General features: G+C 73.6%; 24 protein-coding genes. 15 read left to right on the top strand and 9 right to left on the bottom strand.

Annotation, left to right across the window (positions count from 1 at the left end):
* Positions 1-11: 11 nt before the first annotated feature.
* A complete protein-coding gene (locus ABZ342_RS02995; RefSeq protein WP_360468337.1) occupies positions 12-506 on the top strand; it encodes a methylated-DNA--[protein]-cysteine S-methyltransferase in 495 nt (164 codons plus the stop codon).
* Here the strand turns inward: ABZ342_RS02995 and ABZ342_RS02990 are convergent.
* Entirely contained in the window at positions 503-2740 is a 2238-nt protein-coding gene (locus ABZ342_RS02990; RefSeq protein WP_360468336.1) for a PHB depolymerase family esterase, read from the bottom strand. The genes ABZ342_RS02995 and ABZ342_RS02990 overlap by 4 nt on opposite strands.
* A 136-nt stretch (positions 2741-2876) precedes the next feature.
* Here ABZ342_RS02990 and ABZ342_RS02985 point away from each other — a divergent pair, with 136 nt between their 5' ends.
* From ABZ342_RS02985 to ABZ342_RS02970, 4 genes are read left to right on the top strand one after another with little or no spacing between them, the layout of a single operon-like run.
* Positions 2877-4439: an alkaline phosphatase D family protein gene (locus tag ABZ342_RS02985; RefSeq protein WP_360468335.1), complete on the top strand. Its 1563-nt coding sequence runs from the start codon at positions 2877-2879 to the stop codon at positions 4437-4439.
* A gap of 60 nt (positions 4440-4499) precedes the next feature.
* Positions 4500-5318, top strand: a complete 819-nt coding sequence (locus ABZ342_RS02980; protein ID WP_360468334.1) for a helix-turn-helix transcriptional regulator — start codon at positions 4500-4502, stop codon at positions 5316-5318.
* Between the two features lie 46 nt (positions 5319-5364).
* On the top strand, positions 5365-6210 hold the full coding sequence (locus ABZ342_RS02975) for an oxidoreductase (RefSeq protein ID WP_360468333.1): 846 nt from the start codon (positions 5365-5367) through the stop codon (positions 6208-6210).
* Positions 6207-6926, top strand: coding sequence for an SDR family oxidoreductase (locus ABZ342_RS02970; RefSeq protein ID WP_155546370.1), 720 nt, complete (start codon positions 6207-6209; stop codon positions 6924-6926). Before ABZ342_RS02975 ends, ABZ342_RS02970 begins: the two co-directional genes overlap by 4 nt.
* Before the next feature lie 4 nt (positions 6927-6930).
* Here ABZ342_RS02970 and ABZ342_RS02965 read toward each other — a convergent pair whose 3' ends face one another.
* Together ABZ342_RS02965 and ABZ342_RS02960 are read right to left on the bottom strand one after the other, a co-directional pair.
* On the bottom strand, positions 6931-7752 hold the full coding sequence (locus tag ABZ342_RS02965) for an NAD(P)H-hydrate dehydratase (protein WP_360468332.1): 822 nt from the start codon (positions 7750-7752) through the stop codon (positions 6931-6933).
* 25 nt (positions 7753-7777) lie between these two features.
* Positions 7778-8497 (bottom strand): histidine phosphatase family protein, encoded by a 720-nt coding sequence (locus tag ABZ342_RS02960; RefSeq protein ID WP_360468331.1) that lies wholly within the window; start codon positions 8495-8497, stop codon positions 7778-7780.
* Between the two features lie 82 nt (positions 8498-8579).
* Between ABZ342_RS02960 and ABZ342_RS02955 the strand changes: the two genes are divergently transcribed.
* Entirely contained in the window at positions 8580-9803 is a 1224-nt protein-coding gene (locus ABZ342_RS02955; protein WP_360468330.1) for a GAF domain-containing SpoIIE family protein phosphatase, read from the top strand.
* A 21-nt stretch (positions 9804-9824) separates the two neighbouring features.
* Here the strand turns inward: ABZ342_RS02955 and ABZ342_RS02950 are convergent, their stop codons facing one another.
* Positions 9825-10208 (bottom strand): STAS domain-containing protein, encoded by a 384-nt coding sequence (locus tag ABZ342_RS02950; RefSeq protein ID WP_360468329.1) that lies wholly within the window; start codon positions 10206-10208, stop codon positions 9825-9827.
* 158 nt (positions 10209-10366) lie between these two features.
* Between ABZ342_RS02950 and ABZ342_RS02945 the strand changes: the two genes are divergently transcribed.
* The 6 genes from ABZ342_RS02945 to ABZ342_RS02920 all read left to right on the top strand — a co-directional run bounded on the left by ABZ342_RS02945 (position 10367) and on the right by ABZ342_RS02920 (position 18128).
* The gene (locus ABZ342_RS02945) at positions 10367-10759 is read left to right on the top strand and encodes an STAS domain-containing protein (RefSeq protein ID WP_360468328.1); all 393 of its coding nucleotides are present in this window, start codon (positions 10367-10369) and stop codon (positions 10757-10759) included.
* On the top strand, positions 10756-12330 hold the full coding sequence (locus tag ABZ342_RS02940) for a GAF domain-containing SpoIIE family protein phosphatase (RefSeq protein WP_360468327.1): 1575 nt from the start codon (positions 10756-10758) through the stop codon (positions 12328-12330). The genes ABZ342_RS02945 and ABZ342_RS02940 overlap by 4 nt, the downstream gene beginning before the upstream one ends.
* Positions 12327-12746, top strand: a complete 420-nt coding sequence (locus ABZ342_RS02935) for an ATP-binding protein (protein ID WP_360468326.1) — start codon at positions 12327-12329, stop codon at positions 12744-12746. The genes ABZ342_RS02940 and ABZ342_RS02935 overlap by 4 nt, the downstream gene beginning before the upstream one ends.
* Positions 12747-12823: 77 nt before the next feature.
* Positions 12824-16900 (top strand): SpoIIE family protein phosphatase, encoded by a 4077-nt coding sequence (locus tag ABZ342_RS02930; RefSeq protein ID WP_360468325.1) that lies wholly within the window; start codon positions 12824-12826, stop codon positions 16898-16900.
* Positions 16897-17199, top strand: coding sequence for an STAS domain-containing protein (locus ABZ342_RS02925; RefSeq protein ID WP_360468324.1), 303 nt, complete (start codon positions 16897-16899; stop codon positions 17197-17199). Before ABZ342_RS02930 ends, ABZ342_RS02925 begins: the two co-directional genes overlap by 4 nt.
* A 206-nt stretch (positions 17200-17405) precedes the next feature.
* On the top strand, positions 17406-18128 hold the full coding sequence (locus ABZ342_RS02920) for a GAF and ANTAR domain-containing protein (protein ID WP_360468323.1): 723 nt from the start codon (positions 17406-17408) through the stop codon (positions 18126-18128).
* A 3-nt stretch (positions 18129-18131) separates the two neighbouring features.
* Here ABZ342_RS02920 and ABZ342_RS02915 read toward each other — a convergent pair whose 3' ends face one another.
* Positions 18132-18542, bottom strand: coding sequence for an ATP-binding protein (locus ABZ342_RS02915; protein WP_155546359.1), 411 nt, complete (start codon positions 18540-18542; stop codon positions 18132-18134).
* A 122-nt stretch (positions 18543-18664) separates the two neighbouring features.
* Here ABZ342_RS02915 and ABZ342_RS02910 point away from each other — a divergent pair, with 122 nt between their 5' ends.
* Both ABZ342_RS02910 and ABZ342_RS02905 read left to right on the top strand, forming a co-directional pair.
* Positions 18665-21934 carry a glucodextranase DOMON-like domain-containing protein gene (locus ABZ342_RS02910; RefSeq protein ID WP_360468322.1) on the top strand — a complete coding sequence of 1090 codons (3270 nt, stop codon included), beginning with the start codon at positions 18665-18667 and terminating at the stop codon, positions 21932-21934.
* A gap of 19 nt (positions 21935-21953) precedes the next feature.
* Entirely contained in the window at positions 21954-22511 is a 558-nt protein-coding gene (locus ABZ342_RS02905) for a DinB family protein (RefSeq protein ID WP_360468321.1), read from the top strand.
* A gap of 225 nt (positions 22512-22736) precedes the next feature.
* Here ABZ342_RS02905 and ABZ342_RS02900 read toward each other — a convergent pair whose 3' ends face one another.
* The 3 genes from ABZ342_RS02900 to ABZ342_RS02890 all read right to left on the bottom strand — a co-directional run bounded on the left by ABZ342_RS02900 (position 22737) and on the right by ABZ342_RS02890 (position 25271).
* The gene (locus tag ABZ342_RS02900; protein WP_360468320.1) at positions 22737-23177 is read right to left on the bottom strand and encodes a hypothetical protein; all 441 of its coding nucleotides are present in this window, start codon (positions 23175-23177) and stop codon (positions 22737-22739) included.
* 73 nt (positions 23178-23250) lie between these two features.
* Positions 23251-24585 carry a HAMP domain-containing sensor histidine kinase gene (locus ABZ342_RS02895; protein WP_360468319.1) on the bottom strand — a complete coding sequence of 445 codons (1335 nt, stop codon included), beginning with the start codon at positions 24583-24585 and terminating at the stop codon, positions 23251-23253.
* Entirely contained in the window at positions 24582-25271 is a 690-nt protein-coding gene (locus ABZ342_RS02890) for a response regulator transcription factor (protein ID WP_155546354.1), read from the bottom strand. The genes ABZ342_RS02895 and ABZ342_RS02890 overlap by 4 nt, the downstream gene beginning before the upstream one ends.
* A gap of 101 nt (positions 25272-25372) precedes the next feature.
* Here ABZ342_RS02890 and ABZ342_RS02885 point away from each other — a divergent pair, with 101 nt between their 5' ends.
* A complete protein-coding gene (locus tag ABZ342_RS02885; RefSeq protein WP_360468318.1) occupies positions 25373-25837 on the top strand; it encodes a hypothetical protein in 465 nt (154 codons plus the stop codon).
* Here ABZ342_RS02885 and ABZ342_RS02880 read toward each other — a convergent pair.
* On the bottom strand, positions 25834-26844 hold the full coding sequence (locus tag ABZ342_RS02880; RefSeq protein ID WP_360468317.1) for an aldo/keto reductase: 1011 nt from the start codon (positions 26842-26844) through the stop codon (positions 25834-25836). The genes ABZ342_RS02885 and ABZ342_RS02880 overlap by 4 nt on opposite strands.
* Positions 26845-26851 lie beyond the last annotated feature (7 nt).

Raw genomic sequence — 26851 nt, 5'->3', positions numbered from 1 at the left:
GGCTGGGCGCCATGAAGCACGCCGTCATCGCGTCACCGATCGGACCGCTGCCCCTGGTCGGCGACGGCGCGGCGCTGGCCGGGCTCTACTTCGACGGCCATCTCCGGACGCCCCGCCTCACCGACCTCGGCCCCCGGGACGACGACGCCTTCGAGGCGGCGCGGCAGCAGCTCGGCGAGTACTTCGCGGGCACGCGGCGCGAGTTCGACCTCGAGCTCGCGCCGCGCGGCTCGGCGTTCGAGAAGCAGGTCTGGGCGCTGCTGACCAAGATCCCGTACGGCGAAACCCGCACGTACGGCCGGCTGGCCGCCGAGCTGGGCGATCCCGGGGCCGCGCAGGCGGTCGGGAACGCCAACGGCTGGAACCCGATCAGCGTCATCGTGCCGTGCCACCGCGTGGTCGGCACGAGCGGCGGCCTGACCGGGTACGCCGGTGGCCTCACCCGCAAGCGGTTCCTCCTCAGCCTGGAGGAACCGCCCGCGGACGAGGTCGGCCGGCTGTTCTAGCCGACCGAACAGGTCACGGTCGGCGCCGTCAGGTTCCCGCCGTGCTGCACGGTGAACCCGATGACGTTGCCGCTCCCGTTGGGCCGCGCGGTCAGCACGTAGCCGGTGCTGTCGTACGTCCCGGTGTAGTTCCAGCTGCCGATGACCTTCTGGGGTGCGGTGAAGGTGATCGTGAGCACCCAGTTGTTCGAGCCGGTGACGGTCACCTGCCCGTTGAAGCCGACGTTCCACTCCGCCGTCTTGAGGTAGGTCCCGGTGCACCCGCCCGGCGCCGGGGTGGTGGTCGTCGGTGTGGTGGGCGTGGTGGGGGTGGTCGGCGTCGTCGGCGTGGTGGTCGGCGTCGGGGTCGTACCGCCGTTCAGCGCGTCGAGCACCGCGGTGTAGGCCGCCTTCTTCTGGCCGTTGCCGTCGAACAGCAGCGGCGTGGCCGACGCCCGCCACGAGTCCGTGTCGCGGATGCCCCACACCGTCATCCCGGTGCAGCGCGCCACCGCGAGGCAGGCGTTCGTGACCGTGCGGTAGTTGCCGGCCTGCGTGGTGCCCGACCCCTCGATGTCCAGCTCGGTGATCTGCACGTCCACGCCGAGGTTCGTGAAGTTCTGCAGCGTGGTCTGGTAGTTCGACGGCACCGGGCTGTTGCTGTTGAAGTGCGACTGGAAGCCGACGCAGTCGATCGGCACGCCGCGGGACTTGAAGTCCTGCACCATGCGGTACACGGCCTGGGTCTTCGCCTGGTTCCAGTCGTCGGTGTTGTAGTCGTTGTAGCAGAGCTTCGCGCCCGGGTCGGCCGCCCGCGCGGCGCGGAACGCCGCCTCGATCCAGTCGTCGCCGGTGCGCTGGAGGTTCGAGTCGCGCCGGGCGCCCGAGCCGCCGTCGGCGAAGGCCTCGTTGACGACGTCCCAGGCGTAGATCTTGCCCTGGTAGTGGGTCGCGACCTGGGTGACGTGGTTCAGCATCGCCGACCGCAGCGCGGAGCCCTCCATGCCCTGCATCCAGCCGGGCTGCTGCGCGTACCAGGCCAGGGTGTGCCCGCGCATCCGGGCGCCCTGGCTCGCCGCCTGGGCGACGATCCGGTCGGCGTTGCCGTAGGAGAACTGGCCCTGCGAAGGCTCGGTGGCGTCCATCTTCATCTCGTTCTCCGGCGTGATCATGGAGAACTCGCGGCTCAGGATGCCGGTGTAGACGCTGTCCGAGAGCCTGCTCGCCGAGACCGCCGTGCCGAAGTAGCGCCCGGTCCCGCTCGCCGCACTGCCCAGCGTGGTGCCGCCGGAGGATCCCGGCGTGGTCGTGGTGGTCGACGAGCCGCCGCTGTCCAGGCCGAGGAACGCGATCGCGTACGCCACCATCCCGTTCTGCGGCAGCGCGTGCCCGGCGCCCTGGACGCTGATCCCTTCGACCGGCGCCTGCGTGCCGGTGCTGCCGTAGCGCGTGCGCGTCCAGCCGGACTGCGGCGCGTCACTCGACGACGGCGTCTGGCTCACCCCGCGCAGGTTGGTCCACTGCTTGATCTCCTCCCCGAAGTTCGGGTAGCGCAGGGTGTCGTCGGCGGTGCCGTGCCACAGCTGCATGCGCGGGTACGGGCCGGTCCGCCCGCCGCTCATCTGGCGGGCCTGGTCGCCCCACTGCTGCGCGGTCTTGATGAGCTGGCCACCCGAGCACTGGCTGTTCCAGCTCGACCCGTCGGTGGTGGCAAAGCAGCCGGCGGGGACGCCCATGAACGCCGAACCGGCGGCGAAGACGTCCGGGTACTCCGCCGCGAGGACGTTCGTCATCATCGCGCCGGAGGAGAAGCCGGTGACGAAGACCCGGGCCGGATCCACGTTGTAGTGCTGCTTGGCGTAGTCGACCATCGACAGGATGCCGACCGGGTCGCTGCCGCCGCCGCGGGTGAGGGCCTGCGGCGAGGAGACGTCGAAGCACTGCCCGCTGCGCGTGGCTTCCGGGAAGACGATGACGTAGCCGGCCTGGTCGGCCGCGGTGACGTAGTCGCGGGCGTAGCCGTTGAAGACCGCCGAAGCCGAACCGGTGCAGTAGTGGAGCGCGACCAGCAGCGCCGGCTTGGCGGCGACGTGGTCCGGGACGTAGGCGTACATGTTCAGGTTGCTGGGGTTGGCGCCGAAACCGGTCACGCGGGTGAGCGTGGCCGCCGACGCGGGCTGCGCCGTGATCACCAGCACGATGGCGGCGGCGATCGACAACACGGCGGCGAGGAGGGCGGTGACGAATCTTCGCACTCGAGTCAATCCTTTCCGGGAGCAGGGCGCAGCTGTGACGATCGTTGGTTCGCGACCCGGGACCGGTCAACGATTTTCGGAATGTTTCGCGATCGTTCGAACTGCCGATCGGCCGTACTGCTGAAAGGATCCGGGGATGACCGAGCTCCTCCTGGGACCGCTGCTCCGGCACGTCGACGCCACCTCGGCGACGATCTGGGTCGAGACCGGCGGTCCGTGTGAAGTCGTTGTCGCGGAAGCGAAAGCCCGGACGTTCGAGGTTTCCGGGCACCACTACGCGCTGGTCGTGCTCACCGGGCTGGAACCCGGCCGCAGCACTCCGTACGAGGTGCGGCTCGACGGCGAGCTCGTCTGGCCCGAGCCGGACAGCGACCTGCCGCCCAGCCGGATCCGGACGCTCACCCCCGGTGACCCGCGGTTCCGGCTGGTGTTCGGGTCGTGCCGCAAGCCGCGGGAGGAGGACGCGCTCGGCCCGGACGCGCTCGCCGCGTACGCCCACCGGATGGCCCGGCTAGACGAAAGCGAGTGGCCCGAGTCGCTGCTGCTGCTCGGCGACCAGGTCTACGCCGACGAGACCACCGACGCGACGCAGGAGTGGCTGGCCGGGCGGCGCGACACGAAGGAGCCGCCCGGCACCGAGGTCGCGGACTTCGAGGAGTACTGCCACCTGTACTCCGAGGCCTGGTGCGAACCGGCGGTGCGGTGGCTGCTGTCCACCGTGCCGACGTCGATGATCTTCGACGACCACGACGTGCGCGACGACTGGAACACCTCGCAGGCCTGGCGCGAGGAGATGACCCGCGCGTCGTGGTGGCCGGAGCGGATCCGCGGCGCGCTCGTGTCGTACTGGGTCTACCAGCACCTCGGCAACCTCGGGCCGCGCGAGCTGGCCGAAGACGACCTCTACCAGCGGGTGAGCACGTCGGGGGCGGACAACGCGCCGCTGCTGCGCGAGTTCGCCGACCAGGCCGACCGCGAAGCCGACGGCGCCAAGGGCACCCGGTGGTCCTACCGGCGCGACTTCGGCCCGGTCCGGCTGCTGGTCATCGACTCGCGGGCGGGTCGCATCCTGGGCGGCGGCGAGCGCTCGATGGTCGGCGACGCCGAGTTCCGCTGGATCGAGGAGCAGTCCGAAGGCGAGTTCGACCACCTGTTGATCGGGACGTCCCTGCCGTGGCTGATGCCCACCGCGCTCTCGGCCGCGCAGTCGGTCAACGAGCGCCTCTGTGCGCGGCCGGGGCGCGTCGGGCGGGTGTCGGAGTGGTTCCGGCAGCTGGCCGACCTCGAGCACTGGCCGGCCTTCCGCGACTCGTTCGACCGGCTGACGCGGCTGATCGCCCGCGTCGCGGACGACGGCCCGGCGTCGGTGAGCGTGCTCTCGGGCGACGTCCACCACGCGTACGTCGCCCGGGCCGACCTGCCGGGAGCGCCGGTCCACCAGCTCACCTGCTCGCCGGTGCACAACACCGTCCCCTGGTACATGAACCGCCTGTTCCGCGCCGGCTGGGCGCGGGGCCTGACCCGGCTCAGCGAGGGGCTGGCCCGCCGGGTCGGCGTCCCGCCCGCGCCGCTGACCTGGGGCTGCGTTTCGGGACCGCACTTCGGGAACGCCGTGATGACCTTCGACGTCGACGGGCGCACGGCCACGGCGACGCTGCTGCGGCCGGAACAGGACGGGCAGCCGATCAAGCTCACCTGAGCGTGAGGGTGGGTGCGGCGCGGCCACCCTTCCCGGGCTGATCGGCGTTAGCCTCGGATCATGGCCAGGGAAAACGCTCTCGGAGAGTTCCTCCGGGCCCGCCGCGAACAGGTCGGACCGGACGACCTCGGCCTGCCCGCGGGAGGGTCGCGCCGGGTCGCCGGGCTGCGCCGCGAAGAAGTCGCGGTGCTGGCCGGCGTCAGCACCGACTACTACGTCCGGCTCGAACAGGGCCGGGAGCGCAACCCGTCGGCGCAGGTCCTCGACGCGCTGGCCCACGGGCTGGCCCTCGACGAGGACGCCACCGCCCACCTGCACCGGCTGGCCCAGCCCGCTCCGAAACGCCGTCGCGCGCGGCGGCGGGAGCAGGTCAGCCCGAACCTCCTGCGGCTGATGGACGGCTGGCCGGACACGCCCGCGCTCGTGCTCGGCCGCTGCCTCGAGGTGCTCGCGCACAACGCCCTGGGCGAGGCGCTGTTCGGCGGCCACACCCACAGCGGTGACCTCGTCCGGCTGGTGTTCCTCGACCCGGACGCGCGCGAGTTCTACCCGGAATGGGAGCGCGTCGCGGTGAACACCGTCGGCGGCCTGCGCGTGGCCGCCGGCCTCGATCCGGACGATCCCCGGCTCATCGAGACGGTCGGCGAGCTGTCGGTCAAGAGCGCGGACTTCCGCCGACTGTGGGCCCGGCACGACATCCGCCAGAAGACCCACGAGACCAAGCGGTTCCACCACCGGCTGGTCGGCGAGCTGGTCCTGAGCTACGAGGCGCTGACCGTGAACAGCGCGCCCGGCCAGCAGCTGGTGGTCTACCAGGCCGAGCCCGGCAGCCCGTCGGAAGCCGGGCTCGCCCTGCTCGGCAGCCTCGCCGCCGGCTGAGCACACCCCCTTTCTGTCATTTCCACCATGGACGGAGTACTTCGTCATGCCCGAAAACTGGTTCATCACCGGCTGCTCCACCGGCCTCGGCCGCGCGCTGGCCGAAGCCGTGCTCGACCGCGGCCTGCGGGCCGTCGTCACGGCCCGCGACCCCGCGCGGGTCGCCGACCTCGTCGCCAAGCACGGCGACCGCGCCCTGGCCCTGCCGCTCGACGTCACCGACCACGCGCAGGTCCTCGACGCGGTGAAACGGGCCGAAACCGCGTTCGGCCGGATCGACGTCCTGGTCAACAACGCCGGCTACGGCTACCTCGCCGCGATCGAGGAAGGCGAGGACGACGAAGTCCGGAAGCTCTTCGACGCCAACGTCTTCGGCCTCGCCGACGTCACGAAGGCGGTGCTGCCCGGCATGCGCGCCCGGCGAAGCGGGCACGTCGTGAACGTGTCCTCGCTCGGTGGGCTCGCCGCCTTCGGGGCCACCGGCTACTACCACGCGACGAAGTTCGCCGTGGAAGGGCTTTCCGAGTCGCTGGCCGCCGAAGTGGCCCCCCTGGGCATCAAGGTGACCATCGTCGAGCCCGCCGCGTTCCGCACGAACTGGTCCGGCCCGTCGATGCGCCAGTCCGCGACGCACATCGACGACTACGCCGAGACGGCCGGTGCCCGCCGGGCCGCGACCACCGCGACCTACGGCCACCAGCCGGGCGACCCGGTCCGCGCGGCCGAAGCCGTCCTCGCCGCCGTCGACGCCGAGGAACCGCCCCTGCGGCTGCTCCTCGGCAAGGCCGCCTACGACATCGCCACCGCCCGGCTCGAAACCCTCCGGGCCGGCTTCGACACCTGGCGCGAGACCACTCTCGGCGCCGACTTCCCAGCCAAGGAGAAATCGTGAAGATCGTTCTCATCACCGGTGCCAGCAGCGGCATCGGGCACGCCACGGCGCTGCGGCTGGCCCGCGAAGGCCACCACGTCGTGCTCGGCGCCCGGCGGGAAGACCGGCTGACCGCGCTGGCGAAGGAGATCCACGACGCCGGGGGCACCGCCGACGTGCACCGCCTCGACGTCACCGACCGCGCGGAGGTCGCCGCCTTCGCCGACGCCGCTGTGGCGGCGCACGGCCGGCTCGACGTGTTCGTCGCCAACGCCGGCGTGATGCCGTTGTCCCGCCTGGACTCCCTGCACGTCGACGAGTGGGACCGGATGCTCGACGTCAACGTCCGCGGCCTGCTCCACGGGATCGCCGCGGTGCTGCCGCACTTCCGGCGCCAAGGCGGCGGGCACTTCGTGACGATCGCCTCCACCGGCGCGCACGAGGTCGTGCCGACGGCCGCGGTCTACTGCGCCACGAAATACGCGGCCCGCGCGATCACCGAAGGCCTGCGCCTGGAGGCCGACCCCGGCATCCGCGTCACGACCGTGTCGCCGGGCGTCGTCGAGTCGGAGCTGGCCGACACCATCACCGAGCCCGGTGCGCGCGAAGCCATGCGCACCTACCGCGCGGTGACGCTGCCGCCGGACACCATCGCCGGGGCGATCTCGTACGCGATCGGGCAGCCCGACGGCGTCGACGTGAACGAGGTCATCGTGCGCCCGACCGCGCAGCGGTGACGGCTCAGCGTTCCAGCTCCGCGATCACGCGGGGGATCTCGGCGACCAGCTCCCGCGCGAGCAGGCCGGTGCTCCCGGTGTCCGGGATCAGCCGCTGGCCCGCCACGGCGTGGACGTGCGTCGCCCAGCAGGCGGCCTGGCCGAGGTCCGCCCCGCGGGCGAGGAAACCGCCGGTCAGCCCGGCCAGGACGTCGCCGCTGCCGGACGTCGCCAGCCCGACGTGGCCGCTGCCGTCGCGCCAGGTGCGCCCGCCCGGCTCGGCGATCACGCCCATCAGCAGCACGACCGCGTCGTAGCGATCCGCGATCCGGACCGCGGTCTCGAGGTCGTCGACGTCCTCTTCGGCGCAGTCGTCGAGGAACGCGGCTTCGGTCCGGTTCGGCGTCAGCACGAGCCGGCCCGCCAGGGGTTTCGCCAGTTCGGGGGCCCGGCTGAGCGCCCCGAGCGCGAACGCGTCGAGCACCACCCGGGCGTCCGGGGCGAGGGCGGGGACCAAGCGGCGCAGCAGGTCTTCGGTTTCCCCGGCGCCCGTGAGGCCGGGACCGACGACGAGGGTGCCGACGCCGGGAAGCACCTCGGCGAGCCGGTCGACGGCGTCGGCACCGATCGCGCCGGACCCGGTCTCGGGCAGCCCGTACACCGAGGACTCGGGGACCGAGACGCCGATCGCGACCGCGTGCCGTTCGCTGACCGCGAGCTGCAGCGTGCCGGCGCCGGCGCGCAGGGCGGCGGTACCGGACAGCGCCGGCGCGCCCGGCACCGTCCGGGCGCCGCCGAGCACGAGCACGGTTCCGCGGTCCCCGGTGCCGATCAGCCTGTCCCGCAACAGGGCCGGGCTGATCGGGACCGGGTCAGGAGAGCTGCTCGGCGGCATCGTCGTCCGCCGTCGGCGGGGTGTCGGTGGCGCGCAGGTGGCCGACCTCCTGGGCCAGCACCATGGTGAACCCGCCGTCGCGGTCGCGCTCCCAGGAGGTGACCGAGCCGTTCGGGATTTCGGTGCTGCCGGCGACGCGCAGCAGGTCGGGTTCCGGCAGCCCTTCGAGGAGGTAGCGCAGCGCGTAGACGGTCATCTCGTGCGCGGCCAGCAGAACGCGCTTGCCGGGGTGGTCCGCGCTCAGCTCGCGCAGCAGGGACCGCAGCCGCAGCACGACGTCCGCCCAGGACTCCCCGCCCGGCGGCCGGTAGTAGAACTTGCCCAGCCGCCGCTTGCGCCGCAGCTCGTCGGGCCACCGCTCGCGGACCCCGTGCGACGTCAGCAGGTCCAGGACGCCGAGTTCGCGGTCACGCAGCCGCTCGTCTGGAACGATCGGCACCCCCGCGGGTGCGGCCAGGCGGGCGGTGTCCCAGGCCCGGCGGTAGGTCGAGGTGACCACGAGGTCCGGCGGGCGGGCGGCGAACAGCTCCCCCGCCGCCTTCGCCTGTTCCCGGCCCAGGTCGGTCAGCGGGACGTCGGCGTCGCGTTCGGCGACGTCGATCACATCCGCCCCGGCCGACTCCGCCTCTTCCCTGGCCACGTTCCCGGTGCTCTGCCCGTGCCGCAGCACGGCCACCCACTCCAAGTCGACGCTCACGCCGGGCTGGTTACCCGCCGGGACCCGCCGGTGAAACCCGGCACGGCTGGGCGCCCCAAGGACTTCCGGTTAGGGTCTTTCCATGTCGCGAAGTCTCGACACCCAGGACCGGCTCCGGCAGCTGGAAGAGATCATCGGCGTGCCCGCCGAGCACCTCGGGCTGGCCGAGCTGCTCGCCGAAACGCTGCAGCGGCTGCGCGGGGTCATGGGCGTCGACACCGCGACCGTGCTGCGGTACCAGCCCAGTGGCCGTCAGCTGGTGGCCTTCGCGGCGGCCGGCATCGAGGAAGAGGTCCACCAGGGCGTGCGGGTGCCGATCGGCAGCGGCTTCGCCGGCCGGGTGGCGCTCGAGCGCGCGCCCGTCGTCCTCGACTGCGTCGACGAAACCACCGTCGTGAACTCCCTGCTCTGGGAACGGGGACTGCGTTCCCTGCTCGGCGTGCCGATGCTCGCCGGGAGCGAGCTCGTCGGGGTGCTGCACGTCGGCGCCGTCTCGCCCCGGCAGTTCACCGAGCCCGAAATCGCCACGATGCAGCTGCTCGCCGATCGCCTGGCGATGGCGATCCAGGTCGAGTCGCTCGAGGAGAACCGCTCCGCCACCATGGCGCTGCAGCGCAGCCTGCTGCCCAGCAGCCTGCCCGACGTGCCCGGCCTCGCCTTCGGCGCCCGGTACGTGCCCGGCGCGGAAACCGGCCTCGGCGGCGACTGGTACGACCTGTTCATGCTGCCGGGCGACCGGCTCGGCGTCGTGATGGGCGACGTCTCCGGCCACGGACTCGAGGCCGCCGTGATCATGGGACGGTTGCGCAGCGCCCTGCGTGCCTACGCCCTCGACTGCGAAAGCCCGGACGAGGTGCTCGCCAAGCTCGACCGCAAGGCCAACCACTTCGAGCACGGCGCGATGGCCACCGTGGCCTACGGGATCGTCGAGCCGGGCCGCGACACCATGGCCCTGTCCCTCGCCGGGCACCTGCCGCCCGTGCAGACCGCGGCCGGCGGAGCAGGCCGGCTGCTGGACGTGCCCGCGGACCCCCCGATCGGCTTGACCATCGGGCAGCCCCGGCGGCGCACGACGGTGGTCGAGCTGACGCCGGGCAGTGTGCTCGCGTTCTACACCGACGGCCTGGTCGAGCGCCGGGACCGGCCGGTGGACGTGGGGATGCTGCAGCTGGCGGAGGCCCTGCGCGCCGGAGACCCCGAACGGGCCTGCGCGCAGATCATGGCCTCGCTGATCGGCCACCAGGCCGCGCAGGACGACGTCGCCCTGCTGGTCATCGAGCGCCAGGTCGTCCCGGTCGGCGAATGAGGCGGGCCGGGACGACACCGGTCAGGACGAGGCCAGCGCCGCTTCCCGGGTCGGGAACAGCGAAAGGCTCTCCTCGAGCCCGGTCAGCTGGATCGGGCGCAACGTCGCCCGGCCGGACGCGACGATCCGCACCGCGGTGCCGGGGCCGGCGTCGCGGTGGATGGTCAGCAGCGCCGTCAACCCGGGCGAGGCGAGGAACTCCACCCCGGTCAGGTCGACCACCAGCAGGGACGGTTTCTCGGCCAGTGCCTCTCCGGCCGCCCGGACGAGGGCCGGCGCGGTGGTCGTGTCCACGTCCCCGGCCACCTCGAGGACGAGCGCGTCGCCCTGCTCCATTCGGGCGATCCGGAACTCGCCGAATGGCACAGGGGTGGCCGAGCCCTCAGTGTGAACGTGCTCCGTCATCGTGCTTCTCCTTGCCCTCGGCAGCGCCCGCGACCCTCCGGTGGGCGCGCGTGATCGCCAAGGCTGTCTGCTCAACCGGGATCAATCATGCCCGTCCTCGCCGGAGACCGCCGTGTCAGCACCACTTCCGTTTTGCGCGCCGCCCACGAGCAGGCAGGATGAGCGTCATGGCCGACACCGACGAGACCGGGAACACCCTCGGCGACGCCGCGAGCTCGGCGGGCGCGGTGGCACTGGAGGACCGGGACGGCACCGCCGTGCTCCGGGTCGACGGGGACCTCGACCTCGCGCTGGCCCCCAAGCTCCGGCAGCTCGCCGAACGCGCCGCCCGCCTCGGGCCCGCGGTCCTCGTCATCGACCTGACCGGGGTCACGTTCCTCGCCTCCGCCGGCATGGCCGAGCTCGTGCGGGCGCACCGCGGGCGGACCGTGTCCACCCCGCTGCGGGTGGTGGCCACCGGCCGGATCACCTTGCGGCCGCTGGAACTGACCCGGCTGACCGACGAGCTCGCCATCTACCCGTCGCTCTCCGAGGCGCTGGCCACCGGATGACGGCACCGGACTTCGCCGAGCTGATCGACGCCGTGCGCCGGGCGTTCGTCGACGGCGCCGGAACCGCCGCGGCCACCGAGGTCCGGCCTCTCGAACCGGCCGAAGCGCGCCGGGTGCTCGGCGACCACGTCGCGGTCGCCGTGACCGACCGCGCGGTCCTGGCGGATCTGCTGCCCGGCCGCGAGGTCACCGCCGCGATCGCCGTCGCCGGCGACGGGCACGGCGTGCTGGTCCACACCACCGGCGAGGTCGGCGGGACACCTTCGGCCGTGGCCGAAGCCGTCGAAGCCGCGACCGCCCACCTGGCGGCCACCGTGCGGCAGCTGCGGGACGAAGCGGCGGTGCTCGACGCGGTGCACTCCACCGGACGCGAGCTCACCGCGCAGCTCGACATCGACGGAATGGTGCAGGACGCGACCGACGCGGCCACCCGGGCGACCGGCGCGGAGTTCGGCGCGTTCTTCTACAACCTGATCGACGAGCTCGGCGAGTCCTACACGCTGTACACGATTTCGGGGGTGCCGCGGGAGACGTTCGACCGGTTCCCCATGCCGCGCAACACCGCGGTGTTCGCGCCGACGTTCGACGGCGACGGCACCGTCCGCAGCCCCGACATCACGCGGGACCCGCGGTTCGGGAAGAACGCGCCGCACCACGGGATGCCGGCCGGGCACCTGCCCGTGTGCAGCTACCTCGCGGTGCCGGTGATCAGCCCGACCAGCGAAGAGGTACTGGGCGGGTTCTTCTTCGGGCATTCGCGGCCGGACCGGTTCACCGCGCGCCACGAGTACCTCGCCGAAGGCATCGCCGCCTACTCCGCCATCGCGCTCGACAACGCCCGCCTGTACGAGCGCGAGCGCACCCTCGCTTCGGAGCTGTCGCGCAGCATGCTGCCGGTCGCGCCCTCGGCCCCGGGCCTCGACGTGCTCACCCGGTACCTGCCCGCGGCGACCGGCAGCAAGGTGGGCGGCGACTGGTTCGACGTCATCCGGCTCCCGTCCGGCGCGACGGCCTTCGTGATCGGCGACGTCGTCGGCCACGGCGTCACGGCCGCGACCGTGATGGCCCAGGTCCGCACGGCCATCCGCTGTTACGCGCTGCTCGAGCTGCCGCCGTCGGAGGTGTTGCGCGCCGTCTCCGCGCTCACCGGCGGGCTGTTCGGCGAAAGCTTCGTCACGTGCTTCTACGCGGTCCACCGGCCGGACGACGCCACGCTGACCTTCGCCAACGCCGGTCACCTGCCGGCGATCCTGGTGCGCCCGGGCGCCGCGCCCGAAGAGATCGGCGAGGCGCTGGCGCAACCGCTGGGCATCGGCACCGAGTTCCCCCAGCGCAGCACCGGGTTCCCACGGGGGGCGGATCTCGTCCTCTACACCGACGGACTCGTCGAAAGCCGCACGCGCGACCTCGTTCTGGGTGTGGAATGGCTCGTGGCGGGCATCCCGGCGGTACTGGGCGCGGCCGACCTCGGCCAGGCCTGGGACAAGCTGGTCGCGGAGCTGACCCGCGGCCGGCACGACGACGACATCGCGCTGATCCACGTGCACCACCGCGGAGAGGACGAAGCATGACGGACCCTCTCCCCCCGGGAGCGCCCGCGCCCCCGGCGACGTTCCACCGGCGCACCGCCGCCGTGGCGAACCGGCTACCGGAGCTGCGCGGGGCGCTCGCGGACTGGCTGGGCACGCTCGGGCTGAGCGAAGAACGCCAGGAGGACGTCGTCCTCGCGGGCTACGAAGCGATGGCCAACTCCGCCGAGCACGCGTACCGCGACCGGGACGCGGGCACGATCGACGTGCACGCCGAGGCGCTGAACGGCCGCTTGACGGTGACGGTCACCGACTACGGCGCCTGGCGCGCCCCGGCCGCGACGAACGGGTTGCGGGGACGCGGCCTGCTGCTCATCGACAGCCTCGCCGACCACAGCGTGCAGGTGCACCGCGAAGACGGCACGACGGTCACGATGACCTGGCTTTCCGGCGGTTGAGCACCCCCGGTCCACGACACGGCGGCTCCGGCTCCGGGCGGGTAGGCTCGCCGGGACCGCGTCAACCGGGAGTGGTGATGAGCGTCGGCGAGGAATCGGGCCAGCGCGCCGCCTTTCCGGGAACCAGCCAGATGGCCGCCCGGATGCAGGAGTTCGACTGGACGTCGTCACCGCTCGGCAACCCGGCGGACTGGCCGGCCAGCCTGACCACGGCCGTGCGGATCTGCCTCAGCTCGCGCTTCCCGATGATCGTCTGGTGGGGACCCGAGCTCCGGTTCCTCTACAACGACGCCTACCTGCCGCTGCTCGGCACCAAGCACCCGGCGCTGGACAAGCCGGGCGCGCAGGTCTGGGGCGAGATCTGGCACATCATCGGCCCGATGCTCGACAGCGTGATGACCACCGGCGAGGCGACCTGGTCGGAGGACCTGCTGCTGCCGATGAACCGGCACGGCTACTGGGAAGAGACCTACTGGACCTACTCCTACAGCCCGGTGTACGACGACGACGGCGCCGTGCGTGCCGTGTTCACCGCGGTCACCGACACCACCGAGCGCGTGATCGGCGAACGCCGGATGGCGACCCTGCGCGAGCTCGGCGCCCAGGCCGGCATCGCCCACACGGTCGGCGAAGCCTGCGAGCTGGTCGCCGACGTGCTCGGGCGGGCCGGCGCCGACGTCCCCTACTCCTCGATCCACGTCCGCGGCGACGACGGTGAGCTCGCCCTCGCGGCCGTCACCCCCGGCGAGGCCGGGCACTCCGGCGGCTGGCCGCTCCGGGAAGTGCTCGCCGACGGCACCGCGCGCACCGTGGCCGACCTGACGGCGGCGTTCGGCGAGCTGCCCTCGGGCGAGTGGTCGACCCCGCCCACCGAGGCGATGGTGCTGCCGCTGCCCGGCGCCCCCGGCACCGCCGCGAGCGGCGTGGTCGTGCTCGCGGCGAGCGCCGGGCGCGCGCTCGACGAGTCCTACCGGACGTTCCTCGGGCTGGTCGCCCAGCAGACCGCGGCGCTGGTCAACGGCGCGCTCGCGTACCAGGCCCAGCAGCGGCGCGCCGAGGAGCTGAGCGCGCTGGACGCGGCGAAGACCACCTTCTTCGCCAACATCAGCCACGAGTTCCGGACGCCGCTGACGCTGATCCTCGGCCCGGTCGCCGAGCTGGACAAGACGCTCGGCGACGCCGACGAGCGCGTCCGCGAGGAGATCGCCGTCATCCACCGCAACGCGCTGCGGCTGGGCCGGCTGGTGAACAACCTGCTCGACTTCTCGCGGATCGAGGCCGGCCGGATGCAGGCCCGCTTCGAACCGGTGGACCTCGCCGCGTTCACCGCGGAGCTGGCGAGCGTGTTCCGCGCCGCCGTCGAACGGGCCGGGCTGCGGTTCGAGGTCGGCTGCCACCCGCTGGGCCGCCCGGTGCACGTCGACCGCGGGATGTGGGAGAAGGTCGTCCTCAACCTGCTGTCCAACGCGGTCAAGTACACCTTCGAAGGCGAGATCGGGGTCCGCACCGCCCTGGACGGCGAGCACGCCGTGGTCACCGTGTCCGACACCGGGATCGGGATCGAGCCCGCCGAGCTGCCCCGGCTGTTCGAGCGGTTCCACCGGATCCCGTCGGCGCGGGCGCGCTCGAACGAGGGCAGCGGGATCGGCCTGGCCCTGGTGCGCGAGCTCGTCGGCATGCACGGCGGCACCGTCACCGCCGAGAGCATCCCCGAAGCCGGCACGACGTTCCGGATCCGGCTGCCGCTGGGCACCGCCCACCTGCCGCCCGAACACGTCGCGCCGGCGCCGTCGGCGGCCGGGATCGCCGCGGAGACCGCCGAGCCGTACGTGCAGGAGGCCCTGCGCTGGCTGCCGGAGGGCGAGCCGGCTCCCGACGTCGCCCCCGGGCCGGCGACGGGCGCCCGGGTGCTGGTCGCCGACGACAACGCCGACATGCGCGACTACCTCCTGCGGCTGCTGCGCGAGGACTACACGGTGACCACCGTGCGCGACGGCGTCGAGGCGCTCGCCGCAGCATCGGCCGAGCCGCCCGACCTGATCATCAGCGACGTGATGATGCCGCGCCTCGACGGCCTGGGCCTGCTCGCCGCGTTGCGCCGCGACCCGCGCACCGCCGCCGTACCCGTGGTGCTGCTGTCCGCCCGCGCCGGCCAGGAGGCTTCCGTCGACGGGCTGTCCGCCGGGGCCGACGACTACCTCGTGAAGCCGTTCTCCGCGCTGGAGCTGCTCGCCCGCGTCCGCACGACCATCCGGCTGGCCCGGCTGCGGACGCAGCACGCCCGGTGGCGCGCGGCGATGATCGACTCCCTGCAGGAGGGCTTCTTCGTCTGCGATGCCGAGGGGCGGGTCGTCGAGCTGAACGCCGCGTGCACCGAGCTGCTCGGCTTCGAGCCCGACGGAGCCCCCTACGCGCCGCCGCACCCGTGGTGGCCGGGCCGGGAGGCCGACCCCGACGCGTACCGGCAGGTCGCCGACGCCTTCGCCCGGGCGCGGGACGAGCCCGCCGGGAGCTTCGTGCTGCCGCTGCGGCACCGCGACGGCCACCGGGTGTGGGCCGCGGTCGCCTACAACGAGCTGCACGACGACGAGGGCAGCCGCCGGTTCGTCGGCACGATCCGCGACGTCACCGCGGAGCGCTACGCCGTGCAGCGGGAGAACGCGCTCGCCGCCATGAACCAGCGCCTCGCCGGGGTCAGCGGGGTGCCGGACGCGCTGCACACCGCGTTGGACCTGCTGCGCGAGCTGTGGCAGGCCGAGCGGGTGCTCGCGGTGACCTGGCCGCACGACGGCGAGCCGGAGCTGACGTCCACCGACCCCGGCGACCGGCTGTGGACCGGCCTCGCCGCGCCGCTGCGCGCGAAGCTCGACGAAGTGCGCTCGCTCCCGGCGTTGCACGCGACCGCGGCGGGGAGCGGGGTCGGCGCGACTCTCGACCACCCCGGCGGCCGGCTGACGCTCTGGGTCGAACCGGACCCCCGCCGCCCGCTCGGCACCGAGGACCGGACGCTGCTGGCGCTGCTGGCCGGGACGGTCGCGCACGCCCTGCGCCGCGCCCACCGCGACGACCGGCAGCGCGAGGTCGCCATCGCGCTGCAGCGCTCGATCCTCGGCCCGGCCCTGCTGCCCGACGGCTTCGCGGTGCGCTACGAACCGGCGAACCCGCCGCTGGAAGTCGGCGGCGACTGGTACGACGTCGTCCCGCTGGCCGGCGACCGGATCGGCATCGTCGTCGGCGACTGCGTCGGCCGGGGGCTCGCCGCGGCCGCGGTGATGGGCCAGCTGCGCAGTGCGTGCCGCGCGCTGCTGCTGGAGGCCAACGGCCCGGCGCACACCCTGACCACGCTCGACCGCTTCGCCGACCGGCTGCCGGGTGCCTTGTGCACCACCGTTTTCTGCGGGGTCCTCGACCCCGCCACCGGCACGCTGACCTACAGCAGCGCCGGGCACCCACCGGCCACGCTGGTGCACCGCGACGGCACGGCGGAGTTCCTCGACGCGGGCGGCAGCGTGCCGCTCGCGGTCCGCATCCCCGCCGTCCGCCCGGAGGCCACGGCGGTCGTCCCGGTCGGCTCGCTGCTGATGCTCTACACCGATGGTCTTGTCGAGCGCCGCCGCGAGTCGTTGGACGACGGCATCGACCGGGCCACCTCGGTCGCCCACGACGCGCGGGAAGCCGACCTCACCGACCTGGCGGCCACGCTGATGGGCCGGCTCCGGCCGGCGGACGGCTACGAGGACGACGTCGCGCTGCTGCTCTACCGCCGCTCGGTGCCGCCGCTGGAGCTGGACTTCCCGGCGCACCCGGACAGCCTCGCCTCGACGCGCCACTGGCTGCGCGCGTGGCTGGGCACGGCCTCGCTCGGGGAGGACCTCGCGCAGGACGTGCTCGTCGCCACCGGCGAAGCCTGCGCGAACGCCGTCGAGCACGCCTACCCCGAAGCGGCGGGCAACGCGCACCTTTCGGCCCGCTTCGCCGGTCCGCGCCTGGTCGTCACGGTGTCCGACCGCGGCCACTGGAAGCGGCCGCCGCCGGACAACCAGGTACTGCGCGGCCGCGGGATGCCGATGATGGAAGCCCTCGCCGACGCGGTCGCGGTCCGCCACGACGAACACGGCACCACCGTCATGCTGGAATGGAGACTCGGTTCGTGACGACGGCACTCACGCTGGTCGCCTCCGCGGGCGACGACGGGAACCGGACCCTGACCGTGACCGGTGAGGTCGACCTGAGCAACGTGGCCGAGTTCAGCGCGGCCCTGGACCGCGAGCTCGCTCCCGGTGTCTCGCTGACGGTCGACCTGACCGGGGTGACCTACGTCGACAGCGCGGGCATCGCGGCCCTGTTCGACCGGACCGCCACCCACGACCTGCGCCTGGCCGCGCCCCGTCTGCTCGAGCGCGTCCTGCGCGTCTCCGGCCTCGCCCAGGTGACGAAAGTGATGATCCGCTGAGGGGTTGGTCGTCGCGGCACCCGGGTACGCACAGCTCAGTGACGGTCGCCGGGTGGGTTGCGCCGGTCGTCGCGAGGTGACCCCGGCGCCCAACCCATGACGTTCAGCAGCGAGCGCCGGTCCGGAGTCACCGCCCTCCTCGATCGCCGGAGCCGTGCTGCCCGCGGGTACTGTGCGCGCAGGAACCGAGGACGGAGGTGAGCGCAGTGACCGGGGACCCGATCCCGTCCGAGCACCTCGACGAGCTGACCGCGGCGATGGCGGACCTCACGGGTGCTCTGGAGGCCGAGCCCTCCGAGCAGGAGATCCTCGACGCCGTCTGCGCCGAAGCCGTCCGGGCCATCCCCGGGGCCGACCTGGCCAGCATCACCGCGATCCGCGACGGCGAGCCGGAAACCGCCGCCTCCACCGACGAACGCGCCGTCGAGATCGACCGCGTCCAGTACGCGGCGGGCGAAGGCCCGTGCCTGCGGGCGGCCGAGACCGGGGAGATCGTCCGGCTGCCGCTCGCCACGGCCGGCGCGCTGTGGCCCGAGTTCACCAGCCACGCCTTGAGCCTCGGCGTCGGCAGCTACCTCGCCGCGCCGCTGCGCGTGGACGGCTCCCTCGCCGGCGCGCTCAACCTCTTCGGCTACGGCGGCCACGGCTTCGCCGAGACCGACTCCCGGCTGCTGCGGCTCTACACGACGATCGTCTCGTTCGGGCTGCGCACCACGCGCCGCTACCACCGGGCCCGGCAGCGGGCCACCGAGCTGGAGACGGCGATGACCTCGCGGGCGGTGATCGAGCAGGCCAAGGGCATCCTCATGGCCGTGCACGGGATCCCCGCCGACGAGGCCATGAAACGCCTGATCGCGGAGTCGCAGCACAGCAACGTGAAGCTCCGGGACGTCGCGACCCGGTTCGTCGAAAGCCTCTCGACCGGCTGACGCTCAGGCGGTCCGGCGGACCGGGAACGGCCAGGTCAGCGTGATCACCGTGCCGTCGTCGGTCGACCGGAGATCGAGCCCGTCCACCAGGGCCTGGATCAGCCGCAGGCCGCGCCCGCCGTCCGACCGGTCCGCGATCGTGGTCCAGCGCCCCTGGTCGGCGACGGTGACGATCAGGACGTCCTCGTCGATCTTCGCCCGGACGTCGATCAGCCCGGGCCGGCCGCGGTAGGCGTGGTCCAGCACGTTCGCCATCGCTTCCCAGCAGGCCAGGACGACGTCGTCGGCCTGCCTGCCGACCTCGTCACCGGCGCGTCTGCGCAGCCACGACACGAGGTGCCGCCGCAAACTCGGCAGCGTCCGTGGCGAAATCGTGCCGCGGTACCGCCAGCCGTCCGCTCCGTGCTCTTCCACGTTCACCTCCTCGGGGGACTGTTCGTTTGCTACCCACCGGTCGGATTTCTCAATCACGGGTCACGACTTTCCTGCTGCGTTCGGCTCTGGTGCGCCGCGGACCGGCGTGATCGGATGGGCGGATGACTCGGTCGACGTGGTCCGTGGTGCTCTGCGCGGTGCTCGCCGCGGCTCTCCTCCCCGCACCGGCGGCGGTCGCCGCCGCGGATCCGGGGCCGGGTGCCATCTCGCACTTCGGCCTGGCCCGCAAGGACTGCCTGGGTACCGCGCGGAACACGACGAGCAAGGCGTGGTTCACGGTGGCCGGCGGCGTGCTGTCCGACGTGTACGCGCCGGTGATCGACAACACGAACGTCGAGACGCTGCAGTTCGCCGTCACCGACGGCCGCACGTTCACCGACCTGCAGGCGCGGGACATGACCTACACCGTCCGCACCAGCGCGGGCGGGATGGCGTGCGAGATCACGTCGACCCCGCGCAGCGGCCGGTACCGGCTGGTCACCGAGTACCTGGCCGACCCGGCGCGGACCGGCGTGCTCATCCGGACCCGGCTGGACCCGCTGCGGGGGTCCGGCCAGGACCTCAAGGTGTACGTGCGGTTCGACGCGAGCATCAACGGCAACGGCGGTGGCGGCCCGGCGAACGGCGGCGGGGACACCGCGACCGTCGACGCGGCGACGAGCGCGCTGGTCAGCGCCGACGCGAACACGGTGTCGAGCGCGCCGGCCCGGGACTACGCCACCCCGCTGGCCGCCGCCCTGCGCGCCGACCGCCGGTTCCTCGGCACGTCCAGCGGCTTCGCCGGCACCGCCGGCGACGGGCTGGCCCAGCTCGACCGCGACCACCGGCTCACCGACCGGACGCCGTCGGCGGTGAACGGCAACGTCGTGCAGACCGCGCAGCTGGACCTGCAGCCGCGCCGCCCGGCCACGCTGGCACTGGGCTTCGGCCCGGACGCTCGTGCGGCCGTCCAGACCGCCGGCGCGAGCCTGCGCACGCCGTTCGACCAGAGCTACCGGGACTACGCACGCGGCTGGCGTGACTACGACAACGGGTTGATCCCCTTACGGGGCAAGGATTCCGACGCTTACTACCAGTCGGTCAACGTGCTGAAGGCCAGTGAGGACAAGACCTTCCCCGGTGCGGTGGTCGCCTCGCTCGGCAGCCCGTGGGGCCAGGCGGTTCCCGCGGGCGACGCGCCCGGCGGCAAGCCCGTCTACTTCGGGTCCTACCGCGAGATCTTCGCCCGCGACCTCTACGAAAGCTTCTCGGGCCTGCTCGCCGCGGGTGACCGCGAGACGGCCCGGGCGAGCGTCCGGTGGTTGTTCGGCCGCCAGCAGCAACCGGACGGCCGGTTCCCGCGCAACTCCATGCTCAACGGCAAGAAGGCGCCCGACTCCGGCGGCGACCAGCTCGACGAGAGCGCGTACCCGATCCTGATGGCGCTGCAGGCCGGGCTCGACCGGGACCGCACGCTCTACACCGACCACATCCGCGCGGCCGCGGACTTCGTCGTCGCACATGGGCCGTCGTTCGGCTCCGAGCGCTGGGAAGAACAGGGCGGCTACTCCCCCTCGACGATCGCCGCGGAGATCGCCGGGCTCGTCGCCGCCGGCGTGATCGCCGACCGCAACGGCGACCCGGCGCGCGCCCGCGTCTACCGGGCGACCGCGGACCACTTCCAGCGCGGCATCAAGGGGTGGACGGTCACGTCGACCGGGCCGTACGGCGGCCGGTACTTCCTGCGGCTGACCAAGAACGGCGACCCGGACTCCGAGTGGATCTACAACCTCGGCAACGGCTCGGTCGACGCCGACCAGCGCGCGGTCGTCGACGCCGGGTTCCTCGAGCTGACGCGCCTCGGTGTGCTGCCCGCGAACGACCCGGACGTCACCGCGTCGCTCGGCGTCGTGGACCGCGTGATCAAGCGGGACACACCGACGGGCCCGGGCTGGTACCGCTACGGGACTTCCACGCCGGGCAGCGAAGACGGCTACGGCGACTGCTACGAACCCGACCCGACGAACTGCGCGCCGACCGGGGCACCGTGGCCGGGGCCGAACACCGGGTCCGGGCACCTCTGGCCGGTGCTCGCCGGTGAACGCGGCGAGCAGGCGGTGCAGACCGGCGACCGGGCCGGCGCGGCGGCGCTGCTGCGCGCCATGCGGGCCCAGACCGGCGGCACCGGGCTGATTCCCGAGCAGGCGTGGGAAAACCCGGCCGTGCCGGCGTCGCCCTACGGCTCGGACCCGCGCACGGCGTCGATCGGCTTCGCGCCCGGGCAGCCCGCCGGCTCGGTCGCGCCGCTGAGCTGGGCGCAGTCGCAGTCGGTGCGCCTGGCCCGGGCCCTGGACGACGGCCGCCTGCCCGAGCAGCCCGCCGACGTCCGCGCCCGGTACGTCACGCACGCCCCGCCCGCGGCGCTGGCCGTCACCCTCGACGCGCCCGCGTCGGTGTCCACCGGGACCGCGGCCGTCACCGGCACCGCGCCCGCGGGCAGCCAGGTCGACCTGGCCGTCTCGAACACCGACACCGGCACGACTTCGGTGCTGTCGGTGCGGGCCGCCGCGGACGGGAAGTTCGGCGCGACCGTGCCGACGCCGCTGGGCGCGAACGTCGTCACCGCGACCGCCACTTCCGGCACCGGGACCGGCTACGCGCAGAAGACGATCAGCTCGGACTTCGTCACCGGCACGGTCCTGCTCGACGCGGCCGACCCGGACGGCGACGACAACGGCCCGGGCACGTACACCTACCCGACGGCGGGCGACTTCCACGCGGGCGCGTTCGACCTGCAGCGGTTCCAGGTCATCGACTCGGGCACGAACCTCGTGTTCCGCGCCCAGATCCGGGACCTGTCCCCGACCTTCGGCTCGCCGCTGGGCGCGCAGCTGCTGACGATCTACGCGCACGACCCGGCCGCGACGGCGACGTCGACCGCGGCGCCGTTCCCGAGCCGGGCGTACTCGATCGCGGCTTCGGACGCCTGGAGCCGGCGCCTCGAGGTCCAGGGCTTCGCCGATCCGGCGCTCGTCGACGCTACGGGCGCTTCGCTGGCAACGCCGTCTGTGCAGGCTTCGCAGGCGACGCGGTACATCACGGTCAGCGTGGCGAAGTCGGCCTTCGGGACACCGAGTGCCGGTTGGACGTTCGCGGTGGTCCTGACCGGTCAGGACGGCAACTCCCCCGACCAGGCGCGGCCCTTCACGCCGACGGCGGGGCAGTACACGTTCGGCCTGTGCGCGGCGGGCGGCACGGCGCCGCTCTGCGCGGCGGACCCGGCGACGGCCCCGAAGGCCCTGGATGTGCTGACGCCGTCCGGTGTGGACCAGGCCGTGGAGCTGGACCCGACCCGCGGGCCGGTCACGGTGCGCGGGGTGCCGGTGGGCTGATTCTGGCACTCTGGCGGAGGTGATCGACGACTTCGCGAAGCGGTACCTGCACGACGATCTGCGCGAGGCCCGCGAGGCGGTGCTCGCGAAGCTCGACGGACTGGACGAGTACTCCGTGCGGCGCCCGCTGACCGCGACCGGCACCAACCTGCTCGGCCTGGTGAAACACCTGGCGCTGTGGGAAACCCGGTACCTGGGCGAGGTGTTCGGCCGGCCGTTCCCCGAGCCGCTGCCCCGCTGGGACGACCTCGAGGCGCGCGGCCGGGACTTCTGGGCGACCGCGGACGAGACCCGGACGGAGATCGTGGACCGCTACCGCCGCGCCGCGGAGCACTCCGACGCGACGATCGACGTTCTCGCCATCGACGCGCCCGGGTACGTGCCGTGGTGGCCGCGTCCGGACGTGCTGCTGTTCAACGTCCTGGTCCACGTGCTCACCGAGGCGAGCCGGCACGCGGGACACGCCGACATCCTGCGGGAACAGCTCGACGGGGCGACCAGCGCGCCGCCCCGGGACCGCGAGTTCTGGACGGAGCGGTGCGCGGAGATAGAGCGAGCCGCGGCGGTTCACCGGTGACGACGGTCAAGATCACCCGGGGTCGCTGACCGCCTTCGCCGAGGCGCACCGGCTGACCGTCGGCGCGGTCCCGGCCCAGCCGTAACACACACGCGGGCGGACGACACGCCGACATCCGCCGTGTCGTCCGCCCAAGCACGCGTGTCGTCCCCCTGATCACGCGTGTCGTCCACTCAGGCACGCGTGTCGTCCATCCGGGCACGCGTGTCGTCCACTGTGGACCGGTCAGCCGCGGCCGCCGTGGTCGTCCCCGGCCTCGTGGTGCCCGCCGTGGTCGTCGCCTGGCTCGCCGCCGTGGCGGCCGTGATCGTCGCCCGGCTCGGCGACGCGGCCGCCGTGGTCGTCGCCCGGCTCGTTCCCGTGGCCGCCGTGATCGTCGCCCGGCTCGGCGACGCGGCCGCCGTGGTCGTCGCCGAGGTCGTGGGTGCGCGCCGGGTACGTGCTCGGCGCGGGCCGGGTCGGGTACGTGCTCGGCGCCGGGCGGCTCGCGCTCGACGACACCGTGATTTCGCTGCTGGGCGCGGTTTCAGTAGTGGCCGAGGGTCCGCTCGTCGTGGTGGCCGGTGCACGAGAGCCGTCGTCGGCTCCGGACTGTGCGAGGGCCGCCGTCGTCCCGCCGACCGCGAGGACCGCGCCGGCCGCGGCGATCACCAGAATCTTGCGCATGTCTGCTCCTTCTCGTTCTCCGACAACGAAAGAAGCATCACGCGCCCGGCGATAGCGGCGCGCTGCGCGAGGATTAAGGCATCCCTAAAGGCTTTCCGAGATCGAGCACGATCCGCGCGCCCGGCCCCCGCGTCACGCTGAACTCCCCGCCGGACGCGCGGGCCGTCTGGCGGGCGATGTCCAGCCCGAGGCCGGTCGACCCGGCTCCGCTCGCGCCGCGTGAGACGTCGTCGAAGTCGAAGCCCGGGCCCTCGTCGGCGACCTCCAGCCGTGCCCCGCCCGCCGTCGCCGTCAGCCGGATCGCGTAGGCCGTGCCCTCCGGGGTGTGCGCGAAGACGTTGCCCAGCAACGCGTCCAGGCACGCGGCCAGCTCCGGCTCGCCGACCGCGACCGGCAGCGGGCCGTCGTCGAGCGAGACCGTCACCGCGCGGTCCTGGTCCTGCGCGAGCACCGACCAGAACTCGGCCCGCGCGCGGACGACCACGACCGCGTCGCACGAGCCGGGCGCCGAGTCGCGGGCCCGTGCCTGGTCGATCAACGCGGTGACCTGCCGTTCCAGGCTCTCGGCGTGGGCGGTGATCCGCTCGGCCTCGGCCGGGTCGCGCAACGACTCGGCGTCCAGCCGCAGCACCGTCAACGGCGTCCGCAGGCGGTGCGAGATGTCGGCCACGGCCTCGCGTTCCTGCCGCACCAGGTCCCGGATCCGCGCGGCCAGCAGGTTGAGCGCGGCGGCGACCGACCGCACCTCCCCCGGCCCACCGGGACGCGCGCGTGCGTCGAGGTCCCCCTCGGCGAGCCGGCGCGAGACCGCCGCCAGCTCGTGGACCGGCCGCACGATCGACCGGGCCAGCCGGTCGGCGACGAACACCCCGAGCCCCAGCAGCACCACGCCCAGCCCGGCCAGCACCAGCCACGCCGCACCCAGCCCGCGGGTCAGCTCGGCGTGGTCGACGAACGCCCGCACCACGGCGGTCCCGCGCGGCAGGCCCTGGACCGCGACGAGGATTTCGCGGCCGCCGGCGTCCTCGACGGTCAGGCTGCTCCCCTGCGCCGCGGCCAGCGCGACCCCCGGCGTGCGCGGCGTGGGCGCGCCGAGCACGGTGCCGTCGGGCAGGAACACGGTCACCGGGTGGCCCCCGCATTCTTTCGGGGGTTCCGGGTGGCGGAGCCCCCGGCCCGGGGCGGAGCCCTGGTTGTCGCAGCTCGTGTTGAGCTGGTCGACCGCCGGCCGCAGCGTCACCGCGTCGGCCGTCGCCACCAGGGAGGTCAGGGACTGCGCCTTCGCCGTCGCGGCGGTGACCGCGCGGTCCGCGGTGACCGACCGCAGCAGGATCGCCAGCGGCACGAGGAACGCGACGAGCACCAGGCACATCGCGGCCGCGACCAGCACCGCGAGCCGCTTCCTCACGCCCGGCCCTCCGGTTCGGCCAGCCGGACGCCGACACGCCGCACGGTGTGCAGGTACCGCGGCTCCTGCGCGGTCTCGCCGAGCTTGCGCCGCAGCCACGACAGGTGCACGTCCACCGTCTTGTCCGCGCCGGCGTAGGGCAGCTTCCAGACGTCGGCGAGCAGTTCGCGCTTGCTCACCACGGTCCCGGCCCGGCTCGCGAGGTAGTGCAGGAGATCGAACTCGCGCGGGGTGAGGTCCAGCGCCGCGCCGTCGAGCGAGGCCTGCCGCGTCCGCGCGTCGACCGACAGGCCGCCGACGACCACCGGGGCCGTCGTCTCCTCCGGCTCGGCCCGCCGCAGCACCGCGCGGATCCGCGCGTCGAGCTGCGCGCCGCCGAACGGCTTGACCACGTAGTCGTCGGCGCCGGCGTCGAGCAGCCGGACGATCTCCTCCTCCGCGCCGCGGGCGGTGACCACGATGATCGGCACCGCGCTCACCGCCCGCACCATCCGCAGCACCTCGCGGCCGTCGAGGTCGGGCAGCCCCAGGTCGAGCAGGACGACGTCGGGCCGGTCGGTGACGGCCGCCTGCAGCCCGGCCATCGCGGTCGGCGCGGAGGTCACCGCGTGCCCGCGCTCGCCCAGCGCGCGCAGCACGGCCGCGCGGATGGTCGGGTCGTCCTCGACGAGCAGCACGGTCGCCATTCTCGGGAGGCTACACACGCGAAGCCGTTTCGCCCGGCTCCTGGCGAACGCTAAGGGCGTCTTAGCCGTGCCTTAACCCTTCCCGGTGGCACAGTGGACCGATGGACAGGCGCAGGGTGCTGATGGCGGCGGGCTGGCTGCTGGCCGCCGCCGTCACCGCGGGGGTCGGCACGGTGGCCCTCGACGTCGTCGGCGCCGGCATCCTCGGCCCGCAGAACCAGCCGCTGTCACAGGACGACGTGGCCCGCGCGCTCGAAACCGTGCCCCCGAGCACGACCCCGGCCCGGCCCGCGCCGACGACGTCGAGCGCCCCGGCGCCGCGCGGCCTGACCGTCCCCGGCGGCCGGATCGTCGCCCAGTGCGCGGGTGACCAGGTCACGCTGATGTCGTGGAGCCCGGATCCCGGCTACCGCGTCGACGACTTCGTCCGCGGCCCGGCCGCCACCGCGTCGGTCAAGTTCAAGAACGGCGGGACCGAGAACACGGTGATCGTCGTCTGCCGTGACGGCGAGCCGCACGCGGAATCCGTCGCCGACGAGAGCGGCGGCCACCACGGCCGCGGCTAGCGCGGCAGCCCGGCGTTGAGCCGCGCCAGGATGCCGTGCGGGAACGGCAGTTCCGGCGCGCTGACGGCGGTCAGCCGGTCCAGCTGGGCGTCGGTCAGGGCCAGCTCGAGCGCGCCGAGGGTCTCGGCGAGCTGCTCCGGTGACCGGGCGCCGATCAGTGGCGCGGGCATCGCCGGCCGGCGCGTCACCCAGTGCAGCGCGACCTGGGCCGGGGTCGCGCCCGCCTCGGCCGCGACCTCGCGGACGACGTCCAGCACGGCCCACCGGGTTTCCGGCAAGGACCGGTGGGGCGCGCCCTCCGCGAGCCGGCCGGTGCCCCCGCCGTCGCGGGTGTACTTGCCGGACAGGAAGCCGCCGCCGATCGCGCCCCACGGCTGGACCGCGATGCCGAACTCCCGCGCCAGGGGCACGTACTCGGCCTCGATCGCCCGCTCGACCAGGGAGTACTCCAGCTGCAGCGCCGTCACGGGCGGGCCGCCGAGCATGGCGGCCTTCGTCGCGTACCAGGCCGGGACGTCGCTGAGCCCCACGGCGCGGATCTTCCCGGCGCCGACGAGGTCGCCGAACGCCGCCATGACCTCCTCGGCCGGGGTGAAGCCGTCCCAGACGTGCAGCCAGTACAGGTCGACGTGGTCGACGCCCAGCCGCCGCAGTGACGCCTCCAGCGAGGCGACCATGTTCTTGCGGCCGTTGCTGCGCCGGCGGGGGTCCGACCGCGGCTCGCCGCCCGCGAAGTCCGGCCCGGAGTACTTGGTGGCGAGGACGACGTCGTCGCGTCCGACGTCGCGCAGGAACTCGCCGACCAGCTCCTCGCTGCGGCCGGAGCTGTAGTTGTCCGCGGTGTCGACGAAGTTGCCGCCGCCTTCGACGTAGGCGTGGAAGGTCTTGCGCGCGGTGTCGTCGTCGGCGCAGAAGGGGCCGGTGCCGAAGGTCATCGCGCCCAGCGCCAGCGGCGAGACCCGCAGCCCGGAGCGGCCCAGCGGCCGGTAGTCGTCCAGTCGTGTCATGTCCCCG

The sequence above is a fragment of the Amycolatopsis sp. NPDC005961 genome, assembly GCF_040629235.1.
Taxonomy (GTDB): Bacteria; Actinomycetota; Actinomycetes; order Mycobacteriales; family Pseudonocardiaceae; genus Amycolatopsis; species Amycolatopsis camponoti.
The sequence above is the reverse complement of the archived record's forward strand: the minus strand, read 5'-3'. Positions and strand labels throughout refer to the sequence as shown.